The following is a 22,514-nucleotide window of genomic DNA, read 5'->3' as shown; positions in this document are numbered from 1 at the left end:
GCCTACCTCCTCGAATCGTGCACTTGATCGCCGGTCACGGCGAATCGGGCCAGTTCATGGGCGACCATGCCGTCCAGGTCGTCGGCGGGCGGCGCCGGGAGTTCCACGGCCCGGTCCCGGGTCGGCAGCAGGACCACGGCCGTACCGGGCGTGGTGACCTCACCCCGCTGGTTCTCGCACCGCACCTCGACGTGCACCTCGAAGCGCCCGTCCGCCTGTCGTTTGTCGACGACCGTGCCGCGTACCCAGGTGGTGTCGCCGAGATAGTTGAACCTGCGGTGCTCGCAGCGCAGTTTCCACAGCCAGCCGTCGTCGCCGATCCAGTCGGTGAGCAGATGGCACAGCCATGTCTCCCGCATCCCGCCGTAGTCGTAGGGGTTCGGCAGCCCGAGTTCCCTCGCCCGCTCGGGTTCCCAGTGCAGGCGCTGCACGGTGTCCGGGATGTTCAGCGGGTTCGGCGGGTAGAGGCCGGGAGCCTTGCGGCGGACCTTCGCGGCGATCCCGAACGCCCCCGGCGGGGTGAGCTGCATGCCCCAGCCCAGGTGCCAGACGACCACGTCGGTGGTGGTCAGCGGTCCCTTGACCCGCGGCTGGAGCTCTTCACCGATCTCCACGTCCTCCCAGTAACGCGGTTCGGCTCCACGCCGGGTCTCGGCCGCGTAGGCGGCGTCGATCCCGGCGAGCTGCTCGGCCGTGTAGGGCTCCTGTTCCCGGTGCTCCTTGGCCCGCTTCCGCGACGTGTGCCGCTCGGCGTTGATCCAGGTGCCTCGCCTCAGGGCGTGCATCTCGCCCCGCCCGTTGGCGTAGAGGTAGTCGCGCACGACATGTGCCGTGCGCCCGCCGAAGCTGCTGGGCTTGAGGTGGACGCCCACCTGTGTCTGCAACACCCGGCAACGGTCGCCGAGTTGTAGGGGGCGCCACCACTCGAACTCCATCACCGCCTGGTAGGAGCCGAGGCCCGCGAACGGGTCTCCCTTCAGGAGCGCCCTGGTGGGCGGATCCGGCGTCGGGGCGGCGTCCTCGCCCATCGTGTACAGGAAGGCGGGCGGTGCGACGAGCGAGCCCCACCGGGTCCCGGCCGCGTAGTCCGGGTCGCAGTACAGGGGGTTGTCGTCGCCGTAGCCGTGGGCGAAGTGGCGTGCGCCGTCCCAGGTCACCTCGTAGTTGTGCGGCGGGTTGCGTTGGGGCTGGGGGACGCCGAGGCGGCGGCGGGAGCGTTCGACCGCCTCGTCGGTCAGGACGCCGAACCTCTCCGGCCTCTTCTCCTGCGTGTCCGTCATCGCCGGTCCTCCTCGACACGTTCCTTCTCCACGCGGTCCTTCTCGGCACGGTCCTGTTGTGCGATCCGGGCGCGGACGAGGTGCAGCAACTCCGTGCGGCTCACCTTGCTCGACGGGGTCCGGGGCAGTGCGTCCAGGACCACGATGTGCGTCGGCACCTCGTACGGGGTGAGCCGGACACGGCAGAGGGCGAGGAGTTCGGCGGGGTCCGGGGCGGCCTGTTCCCGCTCGACCTCGACCGCCGCGACCGGCACCTCGCCCAGCCTCGCGTCCGGCAGCCCCGCCACGGCCGCCTCCCGTACGGCCGGGTGCGTCTCCAGTGCGCGTTTGACCGTCTCCGGCTGCACCTTGAAGCCGCCGCGGATGATGGCGTCGTCCGCGCGTCCCTCGATCCAGACGAACCGGTCGGCGTCGATCCGGGCGAGATCGCTGGTGCGCACCCACGCTCGGCCGCCCCGGGTGCTCTGTTCGGTCCGGACCTCCAGCCGGCCTGTTCCGCCGACGGGGATCTCGGCTCCGTCGTCACCGGTCACCCGCAGTTCGACCCCGTCGAGGGCCCGCCCGGCGCTGCCCGCCTTCCGCTGCCACCACCGCTCGTGCAACGGCAGCGTCCAGCCGGCCACCGCTCCCGCGAACTCGGTGGCACCGTAGGTCATGAGGACGGGGATGCCGTACGTGCGGAAGAAGGCGTCGGCGAGCTCGGCCGGGCAGGGCGCCGTGCCGGAGGTGACGACCTGCAGGCTCGCGAGCCGCTCCTGCGGAACCCGGGCGTCGAGCACGGCGCGGATGGCCGCCGGCACCAGACTCGCCGCCCGCAGGTGGTGCCGTTCCACCGCGCTCACCCAGGGCTCGACGGCGAACTTGGACATCAACACCATGCGGCGCCCGGTCGCGAGACAGGCGAGCGCCCGCCACAGGCCGCCGATGTGCACGAGCGGGGTGGCCACGAGCGACGCCGACCGCGACAGCAGCCTTTCGGGCTTCGGGGTCTGCCCGCCGGAGACGAGCGCCTGGTCGAGCTGGCCGCTGCGCAGATGGACGCGTTTTGGGGGCCCGGTGGTGCCGGAGGTGAGCATCTCCACGGCGACCCCGGGGTTGGCCGGCGCCTCGGCGGGCGCCGTGCCGCCCGCGGGCCGCAGGGTGCCGTCCGCGCGCAGCTCCAGGGCCGCTCCGTGAGCGGTCACCGCGGCCAGGACGCCCTCGCCGGCGAGGGCCTCGGCGCCGGAGACGACGACGGGCAGCTCGCAGCGGGCGATGTCGGCGGCGAGTCGCGCGGCGGGCTGCAAGGGGCTCAGCATCACCAGGCACCGCCCGGAAGCGATCACCGCGGCGACCACGGCGACGTGCTCGGGCCGGTTCTCCAGGACGACACCGACGCGGGCGCCGGTTTCCCGACCCGCCGCGTCGAGCGCCTCGACGGCTCCCCGCGCGGCCCGTTGGACCTGACCCCAGGTCCACCACTCCCCGTGGTGCTCGATCGCCTCGGCGTCGGCGGCGGCTTCGGCCAGCAGCCGGGACAGGCGGTCGCGAATTCCCACGTGATCAGCCTTTCGTCGCCATGGGCACGGAGATTCCGAGCAGGTCGGCCAGCCGCCCCCGGTGCGTCGCCGGGCTGCCGAAGAGCTGCTCGGACGACTTCGCGCGCTTCAGGTGGAGGTGCGCGTCGTGCTCCCATGTGCACCCGATGCCGCCGTGGATCTGGATGTTCTCCTTGGCCGCGTGAGTGAAGGCGTCCGCGCAGTACGCCGCCGCGAGCGCGGCGGACACCGCCAGCCCGTCCGCTCTCCCGGCCCCCGGCGGTTCGCCCGGTCCCCCGGCCGCCACGGACATCGCGTGGTACGCGGCCGACCGGGCGGCCTCGACCTTCAGCAGCATGTCGGCGCACTTGTGCTTGATCGCCTGGAACGATCCGATGGGCCGGCCGAACTGCACCCGGACCTTCGCGTACTCCACCGCCGCGTCCAGACACGCCTGCGCACCGCCGACCTGTTCGGCGGCCAGCGCCACGGCCGCGAGGTCGAGCACCGTGCGCAGATACCCGGTGGCGTCCCCCTCCGGGCCAATCCGCAGCGCCGCCGCGCCTGCCAGGTCGACGCGCGCCAGGCGGCGCGTCGGGTCGAGCGTCTCCAGGCGGGTGCGGGTCACTCCGGTCGCGGAACCGTCCACGGCGAACAGTCCGGGTCCGGTGTCGGTGCGGGCCGCGACGAGGAGCAGGTCGGCGCTGTGGCCGTCGATGACGAACATCTTCGTGCCCGACACCCGCCAGGTTCCTCCGTCGCCGGGCACGGCTTCGGCCGCCATGTCCTCGACGCGCCATGTCCCGCTCTCCTCGGCCACCGCCAGCGTGCCGGTCAGTGAGCCCTCCGCGATCGCGGGCAGCCAGCGCGCTTTCGCCGTGTCGTCGCCGGACGCGGCGAGGGCCTGTCCGGCGAGGGCCACGGTGGCGAAGTACGGCGACGGCAGCAGGACCCGCCCCAGTTCCTCCAGGACGATTCCCAACTCGACGGGCCCGCCGCCGAAGCCGCCGTACTCCTGCGGCAACGCCAGTCCGTGCAGGCCGAGTTGGTCCGCCATCTGCCGCCAGATCCGCGGGTCGTGGCCCGCTTCGGACTCCATCGAGCGGCGTACCGCCTCGCTCGGCGCCTTGTCGCGCAGGAAGCGGCGCAGCGTCGACCGGAGTGCTTCGTGCTCCTCGGTGAAGGTGAAGGCGGAGGTGGGTGCCACGTGGTTTTCGTCCTCGACTGTCAGCGGAGTCGTCAGCGGGGCTGTCACTGGGCCTGCTACTGGGCCTGTCACTGGGCCTGTCACTGGGGTGCCTTCGACCGCAGGTAGGCGGCGAAGTCGGGCATCCGGGCGCGGTCCACGATCTCGATCCGCACACCGGAAGGGGCCAGGTGGTAGGCGAAGATCGACGGGGCGCCGTCGACGAGCGCGCACGCCTCCAGGGCGAAACCCGCCTCCTCCAGCCGCTTCGACGTGGTGGGCACGTCGTCGCAGAAATAGCCGAGGTGGTGGGTCGCGACGCGTTCGGCCGCCGTCCACGGTGTCCCGGGGATCTCCTGGACGAGTTCGATGTGCGGGGCGTCGAGCGAGTACGTGTAGCGGAGGTTCAGCACGCGGTCGCCGTCGGCCAGCCGGATCGGCAGGTCCGCGGACATGGTCTCGGTCCACCGGTAGCCGGCGACCTCGCCCATGCGGGCCTTCCAGGCGTCGACGTCCGGGACCACGATCCCGGTGTGGTAGAGATCCGCCGCTCTGAGGGGATGGCTCATGACGTCCCTCACCACTCCAGCCGGAGCGACTTGATGCCGTACATGTTGCCGTGCTGCCAGAGTTCCTGTCCGGGCGCGATCCGGTAGTCGGGGATGCGCCGGTGCCACTCCTCGACGGCCACGTTGAGTTCGAGGCGGGCGAGATGCGAGCCGAGGCAGCGGTGCGGGCCCGAGCCGAACGCGATGTGGTTGGTGGCCTTGCGTCGCAGGTCCACCTCGAGGGGGTTGTCGTACCGGCCGGGGTCGCGGTTGGGGACCGCGAGCGGGAGCATCACCATCTCGCCGGCCTTGACCGGGCAGCCGCCGATCTCCACGTCCTGCGTGGCCTTGCGCGCCGGGACGACGAACGAGTAGACGCGGAGGATCTCCTCCACCCCGGTGGGGATGAGCGAGGGATCGGCGAGGATCTCCGCCCGCTGTCCCGGATGGGCGGCGAAGTGGTACAGCGCCCAGCCGATGGAGATGGGGACCGTGTCGAAGCCGGCCTGGAACATCAGGATGCAGAAGGCGTGCATGTCCCGGTCGTCGATCGGCTCGCCGTCGATCGTCCAGGCCATGGCGTGGGAGAGCAGGTCGTCACGTGGCGTCCTGCGGCGCAGGGCGATCTGTTCCTCGAAGTAGGCCGACACCTCCCGCATGGCGGTCATCTGCCGGGCGCCGTCCGGGTCCTCGTCGTGGGACAGGTGGAGCAGCTCGTGGGTCCACGCGAGGAAGGTGAGCAGGTCCTCCTCCGGCAGGCCCATCAGACGCATGAAGATCAGGGTCGGGAAGCGGCGTGTGAACTCGTCGAGCACGTCGGCGCCGTCCCGGCCCTTCAGCGCGTCGATCATCTCCGCCGCGACCTGGCGGACCTCCGGCTCCCGGGCGGCGACGGCGCTCGGGGAGAAGTAGCGGCCGAGGAGGCGCCGCCACACGGAGTGCGTGGGCGGGTCCAGCATCTCGGGGATCCACAGGAACTTCGGGTTCGGTTCGAGCGCGGTCACCGACTTGTTGGAGAAGGTCCGCCAGTCCTGGAGTGCCTTCTGCACCTCCGGGCCGTCCGTGACGACCCAGTAGCCGCGCGCGATGGTGCTGCGGAACCCGGAGTGGGCGCCGGCGATCTCGTCCCATCGCTCCTGGTGGCTGAGGACCGGGCCGCCGAGCCGGTTGTCGAAGTGATAGGCGGGCAGGCCGTCGTGGGTTCCGTCGGGTTCGAGCGTCGTGCTCATCACGGCTCCTCTCGTCGTACGTTCGTCTCGTCGCACGTGCGTCAGGTCGCGGCGCCGTCGATCTTGAGCGCGAGGAGTTCGTCGTCGCCGAGACCGAGCGAGCGCAGGACCTCGTCGGTGTGCTCCGCGAACTGGGGCGCGCGCGTGAGACGGACCGGGGATTCGTCGAACTGGACGGGGCTGGCGACGAGTTCGCGGTCCACGCCGTCGGCGTCCACGACGGGGGCGATGAGACCGTTGGCACGCAGGGCGGAATCCTGCCCGACCTCCCAGGCGTTCTGCACGGCCGCCCACTGTCCCGCACCGCGGGAGAGGATCCCGGTCCACTCGGCGTAGGGACGGGACGCGATCAGCTCGGCCACGATCTCGGCGGCCTCGGCGGCGTTGGCCATCAGCTTCTCGGTGCTGTCGAAGCGTTCGTCGCCGCTCAGCTCCTCGCGGCCGGCCAGCTTGCAGAACTCCGCCCAGTACCGGCCGGGTTGCAGCATCGCCAGTTCGATCCAGCGGCCGTCCGAGGTGCGGTAGGCGCCGATGAGCGGGTTGGTGGCCGCGCCGTGCCGGGGCGGGGTGTTCACCGGGAGCGGGCCGCCGTTCATCAGCGCGAGGTTGACCGTGAACTGGGTGGCCCAGGCGCCGACGCCGACCAACGACACGTCCACGACGGATGGTTCACCGGTGGTGGCACGGGAGTAGAGGGCGGCGGCTATGCCTCCGGCGACGGTCATACCGCCCATCGCGTCGCCGTAGGCCCCGGCGGGCATCCGCGCCATCCGGTCCGCACCGGGCGGTGTGACACCGGCGGCACTTCCGCCGCGCGCCCAGAAGGCCGTGCTGTCGTAACCGCCCTTGCCCGCCTCGTCCCCGCGCGCGCCGAAGCCGCTGCCCCGGACGTAGATGATGTCCGGGTTGATCGCCCGGACGTCCTCGACGTCGATCCGCAGCTTCGCCCGCGCCGCGGGCAGGAAGTTCGTGAGGAACACGTCGCTGGCGCGGATCAGCTCCTCCAGCACGGGGCGCGCCGAGGGCTTCTCCAGGGCGAGGCCGACGCTGCGTTTCCCACGGTTGGGCCCCTCCATGATCGGGAAGAACGACGACCCCTTGCTGGCGGCCTCGTACCCGAGCACCCGGACCAGCCCGCGCTGGGCGTCACCGCGTTCGGCGTGCTCGATCTTGATCACGTCGGCGCCCCAGTCCGCGAGCACGGCGCCCGCCGCCGGGACGAAGGTGAACTGCGCGACTTCGAGGACCCGCACGCCCTCCATCGGCCTCTGCATCGGACCAACTCCTCCAGCGGCTCAACGCTATTGCGCATACCCAATGCGCAATACGGGCTTCGAGTATGGACCGGCAGGGGCTAAAAAGTATACTGTTTTCGTCATGCTGGATTTCACGATCGAATCTGGGTTCCAGGCCAAGCTGGACTGGGCGGCGGACTTCGTCCGCGAGGAGGTCGAGCCGCTCGACCTCCTGTTCCCACACGGCGGCGACCCGTACGACACGCGCAACGAGAAGGCCCGCGCGATCCTGAGGCCGCTGCAGGAGCAGGTCCGCGAGCAGGGCCTGTGGGCCTGCCACCTGGGTCCCGAACTGGGCGGACCCGGCTACGGCCAGGTGAAGCTCGCCCTCCTCAACGAGATCCTCGGCCGCTCCTACTGGGCCCCGACGGTGTTCGGCACCGCCGCCCCGGACACCGGGAACGCCGAGATCCTGGCCATGTTCGGCACGGACGAGCAGAAGGCCCGCTACCTCCGGCCCCTGCTCGACGGGGACATCGTCTCGACGTTCTCGATGACCGAGCCGCAGGCGGGCGCCGACCCCAAGGAGTTCGTCTGCCACGCACGGAGAGAGGGGGACGAGTGGGTGATCGACGGGGAGAAGTGGTTCTCCTCCAACGCCCGGTACGCGGCCTTCCTCATCGTCATGGCCGTCACCGATCCGGACGCGCCGCCGCACACGCGCATGTCGATGTTCATCGTCCCGTCCGAGACGCCCGGCATCGAGATCAAGCGCAACGTCGGCACGATGGACGAACGCGACAGCCTCGACGAGGGCATCCACGCCTACATCCGCTACCACCAGGTCCGCGTCCCGCTCGACGCCATGCTCGGTGGCCCCGGTGAGGGCTTCAAGGTCGCCCAGGCCCGCCTCGGCGGCGGCCGCGTGCATCACGCGATGCGTACGGTAGGCAAGTGCACGCGCGCCTTCGACATGATGTGCGAGCGGGCGCTGTCCCGTCGTACGCAGGGCACCCTTCTCGCCGAGAAGCAGGCCGCGCAGCAGTTCATCGCGGACTCCTGGGTGGAACTGCAGCAGTTCCGGCTGCTCGTGCTGCACACCGCCTGGATCATCGACACGCAGCCGCACGGCGCCGCCCGCACCCAGATCGCCATGTGCAAGGTCCAGACGGCCAAGGTGCTGCACGACGTCATCCAGCGGGCCCTGCACCTGCACGGCTCGCTCGGCACCACCAACGAACTCCCGCTCGCCAAGTGGTGGATGGCCGCCCCCAACCTGGCCCTCGCCGACGGCCCGACCGAGGTGCACCGCACCACGATCGCCAAGCAGGTGCTGAAGAACCACCGGCCGACGGAGGGGCTGTTCCCCAGCGAGCACATCCCGCCGAAGCGGGAGGCCGCCCGCAAGCGGTACGCGCACATCATCGAGGACGACAGCCTCAGCGGCCGGGTGGACGGATGAGCGGCGGGCGCGAGACACAGGGCCGTGACGCCAAGTCCATCGCTCCGGCGGACCTGTTCGACCTGACCGGCAAGGTCGCCCTCGTCACCGGCGGCAGCCGGGGCCTGGGCCGGGAGATGGTCCGCGCCTTCGCCACCGCGGGCGCCGACGTGGTGATCGCCAGCCGCAAGCTCGACGCATGCGAGACGGTCGCCGCGGAGGTCCGCGGCCTGGGCCGGCGCGCCCTCCCGGTCGCCGCGCACGTGGGCCACTGGGACGACCTCGGCCGGCTCGCCGACACCGCGTACGAGGAGTTCGGCAGGGTCGACATCCTCGTCAACAACGCCGGCATGTCACCGCTGGCGCCCTCCTCGGCAGAGACCAGCGAAGAGCTGTTCGACAAGGTGATCGGGGTCAACTTCAAGGGGCCGTTCCGGCTCGCCTCGCTGATCGGACAGCGGATGGCCGAGGGCGACGGCGGCTCGGTCATCAACGTCTCCTCCTCGGGAGCGCTGTTCCCGCAACCGCGGTTCGGCCCCTACGCGGGCGCCAAGGCCGCGCTCAACGCCCTGACCACCGTCTTCGCCCTGGAGTACGGCCCGAAGGTGCGCGTCAACACCATCTCGGCCGGTCCGTTCCTCACCGACATCTCCAAGGCCTGGTCGGAGGAGAAACGCCGGACCACACGCAGCGCGGCCGGGCGGCCGGGGCGGCCGGAGGAGATCATCAGCACCGCCCTGTACCTCGCGAGCGACGCCTCCGGCTACACCACGGGGTCACTGATCCGGGTGGACGGCGGACTGTACTGAGCGAGCGGGTCCGGCGCGGGCGCCCGCGCCCCGAGGGGCGCGGGCCTGTACCGACGTCCTGTACCCACGTCCTCTACCGATGTCCTGTACCGATGTCCTGAACCGACGTCCTGTACCGATGTGCGGATCCACCGTGCGGACGCGACCGGCCGTGGCGGACGGACCGCGGACAACGTCCCGGCCTCCCGGCACGGCGCTCAGGCACGCCGGCCGAGCAGTTCCATCGCCTCCTCCAGCAGCACCGGCAGTGCGGGCAGCATGCGCCGGTGCATGGCGGTCAGGTGGTCCGCCTTGCGGCCGCGCTTGATCAGCAGGGCGGTCGCGGCGGACTCCTTGTACTTCGTCAGTGCCTCGAACCACACCAGTTCCGGCAGCCGCTCGCCCCGCGCCTCCTGGTACGCGTCGATCAGCTCCGCCTTCCCCGGCATCCCGGTCGGCTCCTGCGACGGGGACGCCGGGTGGCGGGCCTCGTCGGTGAAGAAGGTCAGCCAGGTGATGTCGACCCGGGGATCGCCGAGCGACCAGATCTCCCAGTCGATGACCGCGTTGACCGAGTCGGCGTCGCACAGCGTGTTGCCGAGCCGGTAGTCGCCGTGGGTGAACACCGGCATCATCGCGGCGGGCAGGGTGGCGCGCAGCCGGGCCTCGACCGCCTCGTAGCCGGTGCGCAGATCCTCGGGCACGGTCGTGAACGCCCGGGTCCAGCGGTCGATCTCGGCACCGGGCGTGACGACGGGCTCCACGGCCAGCGCGGTTCGCTTGGGGTCCACGCGGTGCAGGTGGGCGAGCATCCGGGCCGCGTCGAGGGCACGGGCCCTCACCTGGCCCGCGGGGAGGGCGCCCCTGGGCACGAGCACCGGTTCCACGCACTCCCCGGGCACCAACTCCATGGCCACGAAGGGCTGGCGAGCCGTGGGCGCGCCCTTGTCGCTGAAGAGCACCTTCGGCACCCGCACCCCGGGCACTCCCGACAGCAGCTGCATGAGCCGCGCCTGGCGCAGCACGTCCCGGTTGCGGACCGGCTCCAGGCCGGGCGGGGCCACCTTGAGGACGACGCGCTCGTATCCGGCGGGGGCGCCCGACAGCACGGCCACATAGGTGAGGCTGGACGTACCGCCGGTGAGGGGCTCGACCGACTCCACGGCGGCCCCGGGAGCCCAGCCGCGGAGCGCGACGGCGGCGCGCTCCGTCAATTGCGTTGTCAGGTCGGCACCGCCTGCGACGACGCTCATGTCCTCATCCCTGTCGGCCGACGGCCTGAGGGCCTTCGGCGGTCAGCGCCTCGACGATGTCGCGGCGCACGAGCTTGCCGGTCGCAGTGCGGGGCAGTTCGGGCCAGCGGGTGATGCGGTCCGGGGTCTTCGAGCCGCGCAGCGTGCCGCGCACCTGCGCCCGCAGGGCATCCGCGTCGATCGTCACGCCGTCGCGCAGGACGACCACCGCCTCGATCCGTTGGCCCCACTCCTCGTCCGGGACGCCCACGACGACCGCGTCGAGCACGTCCGGGTGGCCCAGCAGGACATCCTCGATCTCGGCGGGCGCGATGTTCTCGGCACCGCGGATGATCGTGTCGTCGGCCCTGCCCTCGATGTGGAGATAGCCGTCGTCGTCGAGGTGGCCCTGGTCGCGGGTGTGGAAGTAGCCCCGGTCGTCGACCGCGGAGCCCTGCCCGGCGTACTCCCCCGACACCTGCTCGCCGCGCACCCAGATCTGCCCGGTCGCGCCGGGCGGCGCGACCGCGCCGGACGCGTCGCGCACCTCCAGCTCGACGCCGGGCACCGGCAGTCCGGCGGAGCCGAGCCGGGCGCGCACCACGGGGTCGTCGCTCGCCACGGCGGTCCGGTGCTCCCGCGGGCCCAGGACGGTGATGGTGGACGAGGTCTCCGTGAGCCCGTAGGCGTTCACGAAGTCCACCCGCGGCCAGGTGCGCAGCGCGGTCTCGATGACCCGTACCGGCATCCGGGCTCCGCCGTACGCGAGCGCGCGCAGCGAGGGCACGGACCGGTCGAGACCGTCCGTGTCCATGATGCGGGCGAGCATCGTCGGCACCACCATCGCGTGCGTGATCCGCTGCTCCCGTGCGAGGCCGAGCCAGCCGTCCGGCGTGAACTGCTCCAGGGTCAGGGCCCGGCGCCCCGCGTACAGGTTCGTCAGCACGTTGGACACGGCGGCGATGTGGTAGGGCGGAACACTCACCAGGGCCGCCTCGTCGGGGCCGGCTCCGGCGAACTCCACCGTACCGAGCACGTACGACACCAGGTTGCGGTGGCGCAGGACCACGCCCTTCGGCGCGGAGGTCGTCCCGCTGGTGTAGATGAGGACGGCCGGGGCGTCCGGGAGCGCCGGATCACCTCCGGCTTCGTCGGCGGGATGGCCGACGTGCTCCGCGGCCTGTGCGAGCCATTCGGCCGGGCTCCGCACCGGCAGCCCCGCGCGGCGCAGGGCCTCGCCGTGCTCCGGGTCGGCGATTCCCAGTGCGCGCGGGTGGTTCGCCAGCAGCGCGTCGAGTTGGGCTTCGCCCAGGCGGTAGTTGACCGGCACCAGGGGCACTCCGGCGCGGGCCGCCGCGAACAGGGCGACCGGGAGGGCCGGTCCGTTCACCGCGAGGTACACGACCGCGTCGGCGTCGGCGGAGCGCACCTGGTGCGCTCCGCCGACCGACAGCTCGCGCAACCGCCCGGCGGTCAGCCCGTCGTCCGTGCGCCCGACGACGACCCGGTCGGCGAATCCCTCGGCGGCCATGTCCGACAGCATCGATATGTTCATGAGCCGCCCCGTCCCCTCAGTCCGAGGCCGGGAGCGGCTTGGGGCTCTTCACCGGCAGCGGAAGGCCGTTCGCCGCCAGGCTGCCCGGCCCGGACTTCGTGCAGAGCAGTTCGAGACCCAGGCCCTCGTCGGCGTACCGCTTGCCGAGCAACGCACCGCCCATCAGACCGGGGTCGGGCGTGCCGAGGGCGTCGGCCCCCGGCCCGGCCCCCTCGGCCATGGCGGCCCCGCCGCACGTGATCTCCAGCTCCTCGTCCGGGCACCGCACGACGATCACCGCCGTGGTGTCGACCGTACTGGCGAGCATCTGCCCCACGCGTGGCCTCATCGCAGTGTCCTCCGCGGCTCTCGTGGTACCGGGTGACTGGTACCGAGTAACCAGAGAAAAGTATACTACTTACCTCGATCGCGTCGAGAACGGAGCTGCCGAGTGGAACTCAAGACCGTGCTGTTCGAGGTGACCGACCACGTCGCCACGATCACCCTCAACCGACCCGAGGTGATGAACGGTTTCAACCAAGAGATGCTGGAGGAGTTCTCGTCTCTCTGGCACACCGTCAAGGCCGACGACGACGTGCACGTCATCGTGCTGCGCGGTGCGGGTGAGCGGGCGTTCTGCACGGGCATGGACGTGAAGGAGGGCATCGACCGCCACCCCAACGTCTGGTCGCAGACCGATCCCGGCGAGTACCTCTCGCCGAAGCTGAACCAGGTGTGGAAACCCCTGGTGTGCGCGGTGCACGGCATGGCCGCCGGCGGCGCCTTCTACTGGCTCAACGAGGCCGACATCGTGATCTGTTCGCAGGACGCCACGTTCTTCGACCCCCACGTCAGCTACGGACTCACCGCCGCCCTGGAACCGATCGGCCTCGCCCGGCGCATCCCGCTCGGCGAGGCTCTGCGCATCGCGCTGCTCGGCCTGGACGAGCGTGTGTCGGCGACGCGCGCCGTGCAGATCGGCCTGGTCAGCGAGGTGGTCGAGCGCGAGCACCTGTGGGGCCGGGCCGACGAGATCGCGCGCATCATCGCCGCCAAACCGCCCGCCGCCGTCCAGGGCACCGTCCGGGCGGTCTGGGAGTCGCTCGACTCGACGCGCACCCAGGCGCTGCGCACCGGACTGTCGTACACCCAGCTCGGGAACCCGGTCGGAAAGGCCGGGATCGACCGCTCCGCGGTGCCCCGGGGGCGATGGACACTGCGCTGACCCTCCCCTACCCTCCCCTAAATAAGTGTACTTTTTGTAGGGGAGGCTCTTATGCGGTTCGGCATGCCCTGGCCCGGCCGGGACGTCGCGCGGGAGGCCGAGGAGGCCGGTGTCGGCGCCTTCTGCGCCGGGGAGTTCGCCGACCACGACGCCTACCTCACCGTGGCCGATATCGTGGCGAACACCGAACACGCCCTGGCGGGCCCCGCCATCGCCTACGCGTTCGCCCGCACCCCCTACGCGCACGCCACGGCCCTGCGCCACCTGCACGCCCAGGCGCCGGGCCGGCTGTTCCTCGGCCTGGGCAGCGCGGCGTTCCGGATCAACCGCGACTGGCTGGGCGTGCCCGCCGAACGCCCCGTGGACCGGATCGCCGAGACCGTCGGTGCCGTGCGGGCCTGGTTGCACGCGGAGAACGGCGAAGGGGTCCACTACTCCGGCGAGTTCTACGCCCTCGACGCCGACGTCCGTGCCCCGGTGCTGGGCCGGCTGGACATCCCGGTCCTGCTCGCCGCCTTCAACACCCGCATGGCCGCCACCGCGGGCCGGGACGCCGACGGCGTCATCGGGCACGGGCTGTTCACCGGCTCCTGGTGGAACGACGTCGTACGACCCTCCGTCGAGCGCGGCACGACCGGCGGCGCTCGGTCCGGCGCCCGCCCGCTCGAACACGGCTGGATCATCACGGCGGTCGACGACGCCGCACCCGAACGCGCCGTCGCCGATGCCCGGCGGATGATCGCCTTCTACCTCACCGTCAAGACGTACGACCCGTTCGTGGCCCACCACGGCTGGCAGGAGCCCGTCGCACAGCTGCGTGCGGCGTTCCGGGCCGGCGACACCGACGGCATGGCGCGGGCCGTCACCGACGACATGCTCACCGAGATCGCCGTCTGCGGAACGACGGCCGAGGCGAAGGACGCCCTCGCGCGCCGCGCCGGCTCGCTCCCCCGCGACGTCGGCTACTTCGCGCCGCCGAGCTTCATGGTGAGCCACCGGCGCCGGGCCGCCTACGCCCGGGCATGCCTGGCGCTGATCGGCCAGGTCCCGGCGGAGGCCTGACGGGTGCGCGGAGGGCGACCGGCCCCGGAGCGAGATCGCTCCGGGGCCGGTCGCGGTCCGGGGCCGGTGGCGGTCCAGGGCCGGTGGCGGTCCAGGGCCGGTGGCGGTCCAGGGCCGGTCGCCCGGGCCGGTGGCCGTCCGGTCGTGGCTCAGACTTCCTGCGGGGCCGGCGCCAGCTTCTTGCTCTTGTCGAAGTGCACGACATCGGCCAGCGTGCCGCCCAGGATCGCCGCGCGGTCCTCGTCGCCGACTCCCTCGAAGTTCTCGGCGATGCACTCGGCGCTGCTGCGGAAGGTGCCCTCCGCATGCGGGTAGTCGTTGCCCCACATGACCGTCGAAAGACCGGTGATGTGGCGGGCCTTGACGGCCGTCGGGTCGTCGGCGAACTGCACGTGGATCTGCCGCCGGACGTACTCGGTGGGCTTGAGCGGGTAGGGCCACTTGTCGTTGACGGCGAACAGCCGTCCCATGGCGGACTGCTCCTTGGGTGAGCGGCTGTCGTCCCAGAAGCCGAGCCACCAGTCGGGGTCCTGGCCGGTACCCGTCTTCCAGGACTTGTCCATGTAGCCCATGAAGGAGACCAGCCATCCGGCGGTGTACTCGATCAGGTTGAAGTGCAGGTCGGGGAAGCGCTCGCACACGCCGCCGCCCACCAGGCTGGCGATGATGCCCTGCGGACCGGCCACGGCCGATCCGACGGCGCTGCCCATGGTCCGACCGGCCACCATGTCGTCGGTCAGGTTGCCCTTGCCCATGTTCATGGCGTTCATCAGTCCCCGGACGGTCATCGCCGTCTCCGACACGCTCTCCTTGACCTTCACCCCGCCGGTGGCCACGTGGATGAACACCGGCATCCCGTGCGCCTGGGCGGCCGCCCAGACCGGGTCGTACTCCCGCGCGTAGTACGGCAGGGGCGGGATCTCCGGGAGGAGGATCGCGCCGAGCCCCAGCCGCGCGCACCGCTCGATCTCCGCCACGGCCTCGGGGACGTCCGTGAGCGGGATCGCCGCCGTCGGACGCAGCCGGTCCTTGTACGGGAGGTAGCGCTCGACGAGGTAGTCGTTCCACACGCGCGCGTGCGCCATGGACAGCTCGTGGTCGTCGGTGAACAGGACGAACAACGACAGGTTCGGGAACATCACCGAGGCGTCGACGCCGTCGAGGTTCATGTCCCGGATGATGTGGTCCGGATCGCCGTCCGGGGTCTCCCCGCCGAGCTGGCGGTACTTCGAGATGGTCCAGCCGTCGAAGCCGATCGTGTGCAGCTTCTTGAACTCGGTGTGTCCGCCCTCGACGATCGGCTCGTCGAGGGTGAACTCCTCTTCCCACAGCGCGCGGTCGCGCAGTCGCTCGGGAAGTCGGGCCTTGAAGAGATCGACCGGCTCGATGATGTGCGAATCGCCGGACACGACAAATTCCTTGAACACAGGCGGTACCTCTTTCGAACCTCGTCGTTCGCGCCAGAACCCACCCCGCGGATGACGCCGAAGTTAGCTGTACCGAACGGTCTAGTCAATGATTCCGCATACGGAATAAGCGACCGATCACGCACCGAAAGCCGAGAGATCGCTGACACGAAGCCCACAGCGCATCCCTCTTCTCCGGTTGGGTGAATTCAGTACACTCAACTAGACAGGTCTGGCGGGCGATCAGGAGACGGCACATGACGACGACGTACTCGTTCTCTTCGCGGCTCTACATCGACGGGCGCCGGACCGACGGCCGGTCGGACACCCCGGTGGCCGTCCGCAATCCCGCGACGGAGGAGACGGTCGCGGTGGTCTCGGGCTCCTCCCCCGCGGACGTACGGCTTGCCGTCGAGGCGGCCAGGCGCGCCTTCGACGAGGGCCCCTGGCCACGGATGAGGCCCACCGAACGGGCCGCCGTCCTGCTGCGCATGGCCGAGGAGATGGAGCGCAGACTGCCCGAACTCGTGGCCGTCAACATGGCCGAGGCGGGCTCGGTCCGCACGCTGGCCGAGACGCTGCAGACCCGGGTCCCGGTGGCGCATCTGCGCGACATGGCCGAGCGCGTGATCCCGGCCTTCTCCTGGGAACGCCCGATGGACCCCACGGTCACACCGGGCATCGGTGTCTCCCAAGGAGTGTTGCGCCGCGAGGCGTTCGGGGTGTGCGCGCTGATCTCCGCCTACAACTTCCCGTTCTTCCTGAGCATGATGAAGGTGATCCCCGCTCTCGCCGCCGGGTGCACCGCCGTACTGAAACCGGCGCCCGCCACTCCCCTGGAGTCCCTGCTGATCGGCGACTTCGCCGACGCCGCCGGACTGCCGCCGGGGGTGCTCAATATCGTGACCGGTGGCCTCGAGGCCGGCCGCGAGCTGACCACCCACCCCATGGTGGACCTCGTCAGCTTCACCGGGTCGGACGCGGTCGGACGCACGGTCTACGCCCAGGCCGCGGCCTCCCTGAAGAAGGTCGTCCTCGAACTCGGCGGCAAGTCGGCCAACATCGTCCGCGCCGACGCCGACCTCGACGGCGCCGTCCGCTCCGCGCTGACGGGGATCACCACCCACGCCGGGCAGGGCTGCTCCCTGCTGACGCGCACCCTGGTCCACGAGTCCGTCCACGACGAACTGGTCGCCAAGCTGAGCGCGGCCCTCGCCGAGGTCAGGGTCGGCGACCCGGCCGACCCGTCCACCACCATGGGCCCGCTGATCAGCGAGGCACAGCGGGACAAGGTCGAGAAGCTGATCCGGGTCGGCGAGGAGGAGGGAGCGCGTCTCGTCCGCGGCGGCGGGCGTCCCGCCCACCTCGACCGGGGCTATTTCGTGGAACCCACCCTCTTCGCCGACGTCGACAACGAGATGACCATCGCGCGCACGGAGTTCTTCGGCCCGGTCGGCGTCGTCATCCCCTTCACCACCGACGAGGAGGCGGTACGGATCGCGAACGACAGTCCGTACGGCCTCGCCGGCGCCGTCTGGAGCGCCGACACCGTGGCCGCGTACGACATCGCCTCCCGCCTGCGGACCGGCGCTGTCACGCTCAACGGCGGCAGCGCGGGAGTGAACCCCCGGGCCGCCTTCGGGGGGTACAAGCAGAGCGGACTCGGCCGGGAGTGGGGCGAGTTCGGGCTGGAGGAGTACCTGCAGACCAAGACGGTCAGCTGGGCCGCGCGCTGAGCGGCCGGCCGGGCGGCACACCGACCCGCGTGCGCCGCCCGGCCGACTGTCCCACCGCTACTTGAGAGTGACCTTCACTCCGGGTATCTGTTCACCGCAGGCCGGCGCCCCCGCCGGATTCACACCGTCAGGACCATGGCCGAGCCCATGCCGCCGCCCGCGCACATGGCCGCGACCGCGGTCCCGCCGCCCCGGCGCCGCAGTTCGTGCGCCAACGTCACGACCATCCGCGTGCCGGTGGTGGCGATCGGGTGGCCGAGGCTGCACCCGCTGCCGAACGGGTTGACCCGCTCGGGGTCGAGGCGCAGTTCCCGGGTGGTGGCGACGGCCACCGCGGCGAAGGCCTCGTTGACCTCGAACAGGTCGACGTCGTCGATGCCGAGTCCGGCGCGGTCGAGGGCCTTGCGGATCGCGGCGATCGGCGCGAGCCCCGTCTCGACGGGGTCGACTCCCACGCTCGCCCAGGCCCGCACGGTGGCGAGCGGGGCGAGGCCATGGGCGGCGGCCACGTCCGAACCGGCGACGACGACCGCGGCCGAGCCGTCGTTGACGCCACTGGAGTTGCCGGCCGTGATGGAGAACCCGTCGATCTCGGGGTGCAGCACCTTCAGCGCGGCGAGCCTCTCCGCGCTGGTGTCGCGTCGCGGATGCTCGTCGGCGTCGAAGACCGAGGTCGCTCCGTCCCGGCCGGTGACCTTCACCGGCACGATCTCGTCGCGGAACCGGCCTTCGTCGACGGCCCGCACGGCCCGTTCGTGGGAACGCAGCGCCCAGGCGTCCATCTCCGCGCGGGTGAGGCCTGCCAGCCGGGCCGTGTTCCAGCCGACGAGGACCCCCATGTCGTCGTTGGGGGCGTCGGGCGTCGGGACATGGGTCGGCGACATCCAGGGGTCCTGCCAGTCCTCGGTGCCCGGTATGCGTCGCCGGGCCACCGGCGCCGTCGACGACGAATGCGTCCCGCCCGCGATCACCACGCGGTCCATCCCGGCCCGCACGCTCGCGGCGGCGGTCGCCACGCTCGCGAGGCCGGAGGCGCAGTGCCGGTTGTGCGCCAGGCCCGGGACGTGCGTCAGCCCCGCCTGGAGCGCCGCGTACCGGGCGATGTCCCCGCCTCCGGCCAGGGATTCGCCGAGGACGACGTCGTCGATCGTCTCGGGGGGCAGTCCGCTGCGCCGCGCGGCCTCGCGGACGACCACCGCGGCGAGTTCGAAGGCGCCGGTGTCCCTCAGGGTTCCCCGGCGGGCGGTTCCGATCGCGGTGCGGCACGCGGAGAGAAGAACGGCATCAACCATGGAATTAAGAGTACTTAAATCGAGGAGTCGCTGACAGAGTTACCGCCATATCGCCCCGACATCTCGACCGTATCGCCAATAGAGGATACCTTGCTCTGGTGAACTTCGAGCTCAGCGAGGAGCAGGACATGCTGCGCGAGGCCTCGCGCGACCTGCTGTCGGATCGGGCCCCGATCGAGCACGTACGGGCGTGGGCGGATCGCGACGAAGACGTGGATCCCGAGGTGTGGAGGCTGACGGCCGACCTCGGCTGGCCCGGTCTCTGCCTGCCCGAGGCGTACGGCGGCGCCGGCCAGGGCCTGGTGGAACTCGCGCTCGTCGCCGAGGAGATCGGGCGCGCGCTCGGGCGGGGCCCGTTCACGCCCACCGCGCTCGTCGGCCGGGCGCTCGCCGCCACGGCGTTGCCGGACCTGCGGGCCGAGGTGCTGCCCGCGCTCGCCGCCGGAGCGGGCTGGGCCACCTGGGCCTTCGCCGAGCCGCACGCCCCCTGGTCCCTCGACGGCGTCCGCGCCACCGCCAGGACCGTCGAGGACGCGATCGTCCTCGACGGGGTCAAGACGGCGGTGCAGGATGCGGGCGGCGCCCGCTGGCTGCTCGTCACCGTGCGCCACGGCGGGGTCCCGGCGTCGTTCCTGGTCGACCGGGCCGCCTGTGGTGTCACCGTCCGACGGCAGCAGGTCCTGGATCCCACCCGTTCGTTCTACGAGGTCCGCCTCGAGGGTGTCCGGGTGCCACCGGAACGCCGCCTCGCCGGCGGGCCCGAAGAGATCCAGCGGCTGCTCGACGAGGCTTCGGTGCTGCGGTGCGCCGACGCACTCGGGGTGATGGAGCGCATGCTGGAACTCACGGTCGCCCACACGAAGTCCCGCGTGCAGTTCGGGCAGCCGATCGGAGCGTTCCAGGCCGTCAAGCACGCGTGCGCCGACATGGCGCTGCTGGTCCACGGCGCCCGCGCCGCCACCGCCTACGCGGCGATGGCCGCCGACGCGGGTGCCGACGAGGCCTCCCGGGCTGCCTGCGCCGCCGCCTCGTACGTCGCGGCCGGGACCGGCGAGGTCGCGGCCCGGGCTCTCCAGCTGCACGGCGGCATCGGCTTCACCTGGGAGCACGACCTCCACCTCCACCTGCGGCGGGCCCGGGCCGACAGCGTGCTGTACGGCGACGCCGCCGTGCACCGCGACCGGTTGTGCACCCTCCTGCGCCGAACGCCCGCGTCCACGCCCGCGTCCACGCCCGCCTGAGCGGACGAAACGAACGACCTGAAAGGTTTCCATGGAGATCAAGGGCAAGAAGGCCGTGGTGTTCGGCGGCGCCTCCGGCATGGGCCGGGCCACCGCCGAGCTGCTCGCGGCCCGCGGCGCCGACGTCGCCGTGCTCGACCGTCCGGCATCGGCGGGCGAGGAGGTCGCCGCCACGCTCGGCGGGAGCTTCCATCCCGTCGACGTGACCGACTTCGAGGGGACCGAGAGCGCGTTGGACGCCGCCGTGGAGGCCCTCGGCGGGCTGCATGTCTCGGTCACCACCGCGGGCGGCGGCAGCGTGCGGCGCACCCTCGGCAAGGACGGTCCGCACGACCTGGAGACCTTCTGTCGGGTGCTCGACCTCAACGCCGTCGCCACGTTCAACGTCAGCCGTCTGGCCGCCGCGCACATGAGCCGTAACGAGCGCGAGGAGCCCGACGGCGAACGGGGCGTCATCGTCAACACGTCGTCGATCGCCGCCTTCGAGGGGCAGGTGGGGCAGGTCGCCTACTCGGCCGCCAAGGCGGCGATCGCCGGGATGAGCCTCACCATGGCTCGCGATCTCGGATCGCTCGGTATCCGTGTCGTCGCCATCGCGCCCAGCCTGTTCGAGACGGGCGCCACCGAGAAGATCCCCGCCGAGGTGCGGGCCGCGCTGGTGAAGGACGCCGCGTTCCCCCGGCGCCTGGGCCGCCCGGAGGAGTACGCCAAGCTCGCCCTGGCGATCGTCGACAACCCCATGCTGAACGGCCAGTGCCTGCGTCTGGACGCGGGTCAGCGGTTCGGACCGAAGTGAGGTCTCTGATGCCGGATCACACACGCCCGAGAGGCGAACACGAGGGCAAGGTGGCCCTCGTCACCGGCGGTGGCCGGGGCTTCGGCAAGGCCTTCGGCGAGGCGCTGTCGGCCCGCGGCGCACATGTCGTGCTCGCCGACATCGACGGCGCCGCCGCGGCCGAGGCGGCGGCGGAACTCACCGCACGGGGCGCGAGCGCGACCGCGGTCACCTGTGACGTCGCCGACGAGGCGGAAGTCGGCGCGGTGGTGCACGGTGTGGCCGAACGCCACGGCGGACTCGACATCCTGGTCAACAACGCCGGTCTGCACGCCGCCTACAACAGGCCGTTCACCGAACTGGGCCTCGCCAAGGTGCGGCGCGTGCTCGACGTCAACGTCATGGGCGTCATCATCTGCTCACTCGCGGCCCGCGAGGCGATGAAAGGCCGCGCCGGCGCCTCCGTCGTCAACATCTCCTCGTCGGCCGCCTACGCGAACCGGAGCATCTACGGCGTGTCCAAGCTCGCCGTGCGGGGCCTGACGGTCTCCTTCGCCCGCGAGTTCGCCGCCGACGGCATCAGGGTCAACGCCATCGCGCCGGGACTGATCTTCACCGACGCGGTCCGGGCCGAACTGTCGGCCGCCGAGGCGGACCGCGTCCTCGGGGAACAGATCCTGCGACGGGAGGGCGAGGAGCGGGACGTCGTCGAGGCGCTGCTCCATCTGGTCTCGTCGAGGGCGTCCTTCGTCACCGGCGAAACCCTCCGTGTGACGGGCGGGTTCGCGCTCTCGGTCTAGCCTCCGGAACACGCGGCCCGCTCCGGAGGTTCCGGATGCGTCGAAGCGGCAGAAGCGCTTGCGCAGCTTCTGCCGCTCCGTCCGTGGACCGCCGTCGGCGCGTCGGCCGGCTCGGAGATCGTCCGGCAGACGGCCACCGCAGGCTCCCGTGTGCTCGCGCGCTCGTGACAAGGGGGAGATTCGGCAGTTGTCACGCCGCCGCCGCAAGGGTCCTAAGCGGTCACCGGCTCGGCCGCCACGGCGGCGGTCTCGGCCAGTTCCTTCTCCTCCCTCGTGATCGCCTTCAGCAGCACGTACGGCGTGGCGATCTTCCAGAAGACGTACGCGATCGAGGGGATCAGATACGCGAGCAGTCCGTCCCAGGCGAGCGGTCCGGTCCGGTTGAGGAAGATGAAGGCGCCCGGGATCAGCAGCACTCCCAGCACGAGGCTGAGCCAGCCGTACCAGCGCGGGAAGACCGGCTTCTCCCGGGTGTGGTCGACGAACGCGGCGTATCCGATCGACCAGACCTGAAGGACGAAGACGCAGGCGTTGCCCACGAACATGAGCCAGAAGATGTCGGTCATCGCGGACAGGACGTCCGGCGAGTGGCTCTCCGGTCGGTAGGCCGCGGCGGCGAGGATCGCGAGCGGGAAGAAGAACCCGGCCGGGGCCATGATGCCCGTGGTGAGCTGGATCATGGACAGCATCCCCCAGCCGCCCTCGACCCGGCGCAGTTGCATGCTCGTCACGATGACGTACGGGTACTCGAACGGGATGAGCAGAACCATCAGGGCGACACAGGTGAGGATCCCCGTGCGGTGGTCCTTGAGGAAGGCGGCGATGTCCTCGGGGCTCTCCGTCGGGCTCATCGGCGGGGTGAGATGGCCCACGGCGAATGCGGCGAAGAATCCCACGAAAAGGATGACGCCACACCACGCCGACACGCGTTGCAGTCTTATGTAGAGGTCTTTCTTCATCTGCGGCTCCCTTGTGTGCCGACCGGTG

General features: G+C 71.4%; 20 protein-coding genes. 8 read left to right on the top strand and 12 right to left on the bottom strand.

All coding sequences use genetic code 11. The features are described 5' to 3' along the window. Positions 1–2: 2 nt before the first annotated feature. The 6 genes from ACIRPU_RS29805 to ACIRPU_RS29780 form a co-directional block, all read right to left on the bottom strand. A complete protein-coding gene (locus ACIRPU_RS29805; RefSeq protein ID WP_403872643.1) occupies positions 3–1,280 on the bottom strand; it encodes a MaoC family dehydratase N-terminal domain-containing protein in 1,278 nt (425 codons plus the stop codon). Beyond that, the gene (locus tag ACIRPU_RS29800) at positions 1,277–2,818 is read right to left on the bottom strand and encodes a class I adenylate-forming enzyme family protein (protein ID WP_403872641.1); all 1,542 of its coding nucleotides are present in this window, start codon (positions 2,816–2,818) and stop codon (positions 1,277–1,279) included. The genes ACIRPU_RS29805 and ACIRPU_RS29800 overlap by 4 nt, the downstream gene beginning before the upstream one ends. 4 nt (positions 2,819–2,822) lie before the next feature. Next, positions 2,823–4,004, bottom strand: a complete 1,182-nt coding sequence (locus tag ACIRPU_RS29795; protein ID WP_403872639.1) for an acyl-CoA dehydrogenase family protein — start codon at positions 4,002–4,004, stop codon at positions 2,823–2,825. An 80-nt stretch (positions 4,005–4,084) separates the two neighbouring features. Beyond that, positions 4,085–4,552: a VOC family protein gene (locus ACIRPU_RS29790; protein ID WP_355707192.1), complete on the bottom strand. Its 468-nt coding sequence runs from the start codon at positions 4,550–4,552 to the stop codon at positions 4,085–4,087. An 8-nt stretch (positions 4,553–4,560) separates the two neighbouring features. After that, positions 4,561–5,760: a cytochrome P450 gene (locus tag ACIRPU_RS29785; protein ID WP_403872636.1), complete on the bottom strand. Its 1,200-nt coding sequence runs from the start codon at positions 5,758–5,760 to the stop codon at positions 4,561–4,563. A 41-nt stretch (positions 5,761–5,801) separates the two neighbouring features. Then, positions 5,802–7,034, bottom strand: coding sequence for a CaiB/BaiF CoA transferase family protein (locus ACIRPU_RS29780; RefSeq protein ID WP_403872634.1), 1,233 nt, complete (start codon positions 7,032–7,034; stop codon positions 5,802–5,804). Between the two features lie 103 nt (positions 7,035–7,137). Here ACIRPU_RS29780 and ACIRPU_RS29775 point away from each other — a divergent pair, with 103 nt between their 5' ends. Both ACIRPU_RS29775 and ACIRPU_RS29770 read left to right on the top strand, forming a co-directional pair. After that, positions 7,138–8,457 carry an acyl-CoA dehydrogenase family protein gene (locus tag ACIRPU_RS29775; RefSeq protein WP_403872632.1) on the top strand — a complete coding sequence of 440 codons (1,320 nt, stop codon included), beginning with the start codon at positions 7,138–7,140 and terminating at the stop codon, positions 8,455–8,457. Next, entirely contained in the window at positions 8,454–9,245 is a 792-nt protein-coding gene (locus ACIRPU_RS29770) for an SDR family NAD(P)-dependent oxidoreductase (RefSeq protein ID WP_403872630.1), read from the top strand. Before ACIRPU_RS29775 ends, ACIRPU_RS29770 begins: the two co-directional genes overlap by 4 nt. A gap of 197 nt (positions 9,246–9,442) precedes the next feature. Here ACIRPU_RS29770 and ACIRPU_RS29765 read toward each other — a convergent pair whose 3' ends face one another. From ACIRPU_RS29765 to ACIRPU_RS29755, 3 genes are read right to left on the bottom strand one after another with little or no spacing between them, the layout of a single operon-like run. Beyond that, positions 9,443–10,477 (bottom strand): phosphotransferase family protein, encoded by a 1,035-nt coding sequence (locus tag ACIRPU_RS29765; protein WP_355707187.1) that lies wholly within the window; start codon positions 10,475–10,477, stop codon positions 9,443–9,445. A gap of 4 nt (positions 10,478–10,481) precedes the next feature. After that, positions 10,482–12,011, bottom strand: coding sequence for a class I adenylate-forming enzyme family protein (locus tag ACIRPU_RS29760; protein ID WP_403872627.1), 1,530 nt, complete (start codon positions 12,009–12,011; stop codon positions 10,482–10,484). 16 nt (positions 12,012–12,027) lie between these two features. After that, positions 12,028–12,339 carry a hypothetical protein gene (locus ACIRPU_RS29755; protein WP_355704180.1) on the bottom strand — a complete coding sequence of 104 codons (312 nt, stop codon included), beginning with the start codon at positions 12,337–12,339 and terminating at the stop codon, positions 12,028–12,030. 102 nt (positions 12,340–12,441) lie between these two features. Between ACIRPU_RS29755 and ACIRPU_RS29750 the strand changes: the two genes are divergently transcribed. After that, positions 12,442–13,215, top strand: coding sequence for an enoyl-CoA hydratase/isomerase family protein (locus tag ACIRPU_RS29750; RefSeq protein WP_403872625.1), 774 nt, complete (start codon positions 12,442–12,444; stop codon positions 13,213–13,215). A 51-nt stretch (positions 13,216–13,266) separates the two neighbouring features. Beyond that, complete coding sequence (locus ACIRPU_RS29745; RefSeq protein WP_403872623.1) at positions 13,267–14,277, top strand: LLM class flavin-dependent oxidoreductase; 1,011 nt, start codon at positions 13,267–13,269, stop codon at positions 14,275–14,277. Between the two features lie 149 nt (positions 14,278–14,426). Here the strand turns inward: ACIRPU_RS29745 and ACIRPU_RS29740 are convergent, their stop codons facing one another. After that, positions 14,427–15,686: an amidohydrolase family protein gene (locus ACIRPU_RS29740; RefSeq protein WP_403872621.1), complete on the bottom strand. Its 1,260-nt coding sequence runs from the start codon at positions 15,684–15,686 to the stop codon at positions 14,427–14,429. A gap of 254 nt (positions 15,687–15,940) precedes the next feature. Here ACIRPU_RS29740 and ACIRPU_RS29735 point away from each other — a divergent pair, with 254 nt between their 5' ends. After that, entirely contained in the window at positions 15,941–17,419 is a 1,479-nt protein-coding gene (locus ACIRPU_RS29735) for an aldehyde dehydrogenase family protein (protein WP_403872619.1), read from the top strand. Between the two features lie 119 nt (positions 17,420–17,538). On the opposite strand, the gene ACIRPU_RS29730 is transcribed toward ACIRPU_RS29735, so the two are convergent. Next, a complete protein-coding gene (locus ACIRPU_RS29730) occupies positions 17,539–18,711 on the bottom strand; it encodes a thiolase family protein (RefSeq protein ID WP_403872617.1) in 1,173 nt (390 codons plus the stop codon). 98 nt (positions 18,712–18,809) lie between these two features. Here ACIRPU_RS29730 and ACIRPU_RS29725 point away from each other — a divergent pair, with 98 nt between their 5' ends. The 3 genes from ACIRPU_RS29725 to ACIRPU_RS29715 are packed head-to-tail and all read left to right on the top strand — an operon-like array spanning position 18,810 to position 21,527. After that, positions 18,810–19,952 carry an acyl-CoA dehydrogenase family protein gene (locus tag ACIRPU_RS29725; RefSeq protein WP_403872615.1) on the top strand — a complete coding sequence of 381 codons (1,143 nt, stop codon included), beginning with the start codon at positions 18,810–18,812 and terminating at the stop codon, positions 19,950–19,952. A 31-nt stretch (positions 19,953–19,983) separates the two neighbouring features. Beyond that, positions 19,984–20,748, top strand: coding sequence for an SDR family NAD(P)-dependent oxidoreductase (locus ACIRPU_RS29720; protein WP_403872613.1), 765 nt, complete (start codon positions 19,984–19,986; stop codon positions 20,746–20,748). 8 nt (positions 20,749–20,756) lie between these two features. Then, positions 20,757–21,527, top strand: coding sequence for an SDR family NAD(P)-dependent oxidoreductase (locus ACIRPU_RS29715; protein ID WP_403872611.1), 771 nt, complete (start codon positions 20,757–20,759; stop codon positions 21,525–21,527). Between the two features lie 212 nt (positions 21,528–21,739). On the opposite strand, the gene ACIRPU_RS29710 is transcribed toward ACIRPU_RS29715, so the two are convergent. Beyond that, complete coding sequence (locus tag ACIRPU_RS29710; protein WP_403872609.1) at positions 21,740–22,486, bottom strand: hypothetical protein; 747 nt, start codon at positions 22,484–22,486, stop codon at positions 21,740–21,742. Positions 22,487–22,514 lie beyond the last annotated feature (28 nt).

This window comes from Streptomyces sp. NPDC102259 (assembly GCF_044766465.1).
Classification (GTDB): domain Bacteria; phylum Actinomycetota; class Actinomycetes; order Streptomycetales; family Streptomycetaceae; genus Streptomyces.
The sequence above is the reverse complement of the archived record's forward strand: the minus strand, read 5'-3'. Positions and strand labels throughout refer to the sequence as shown.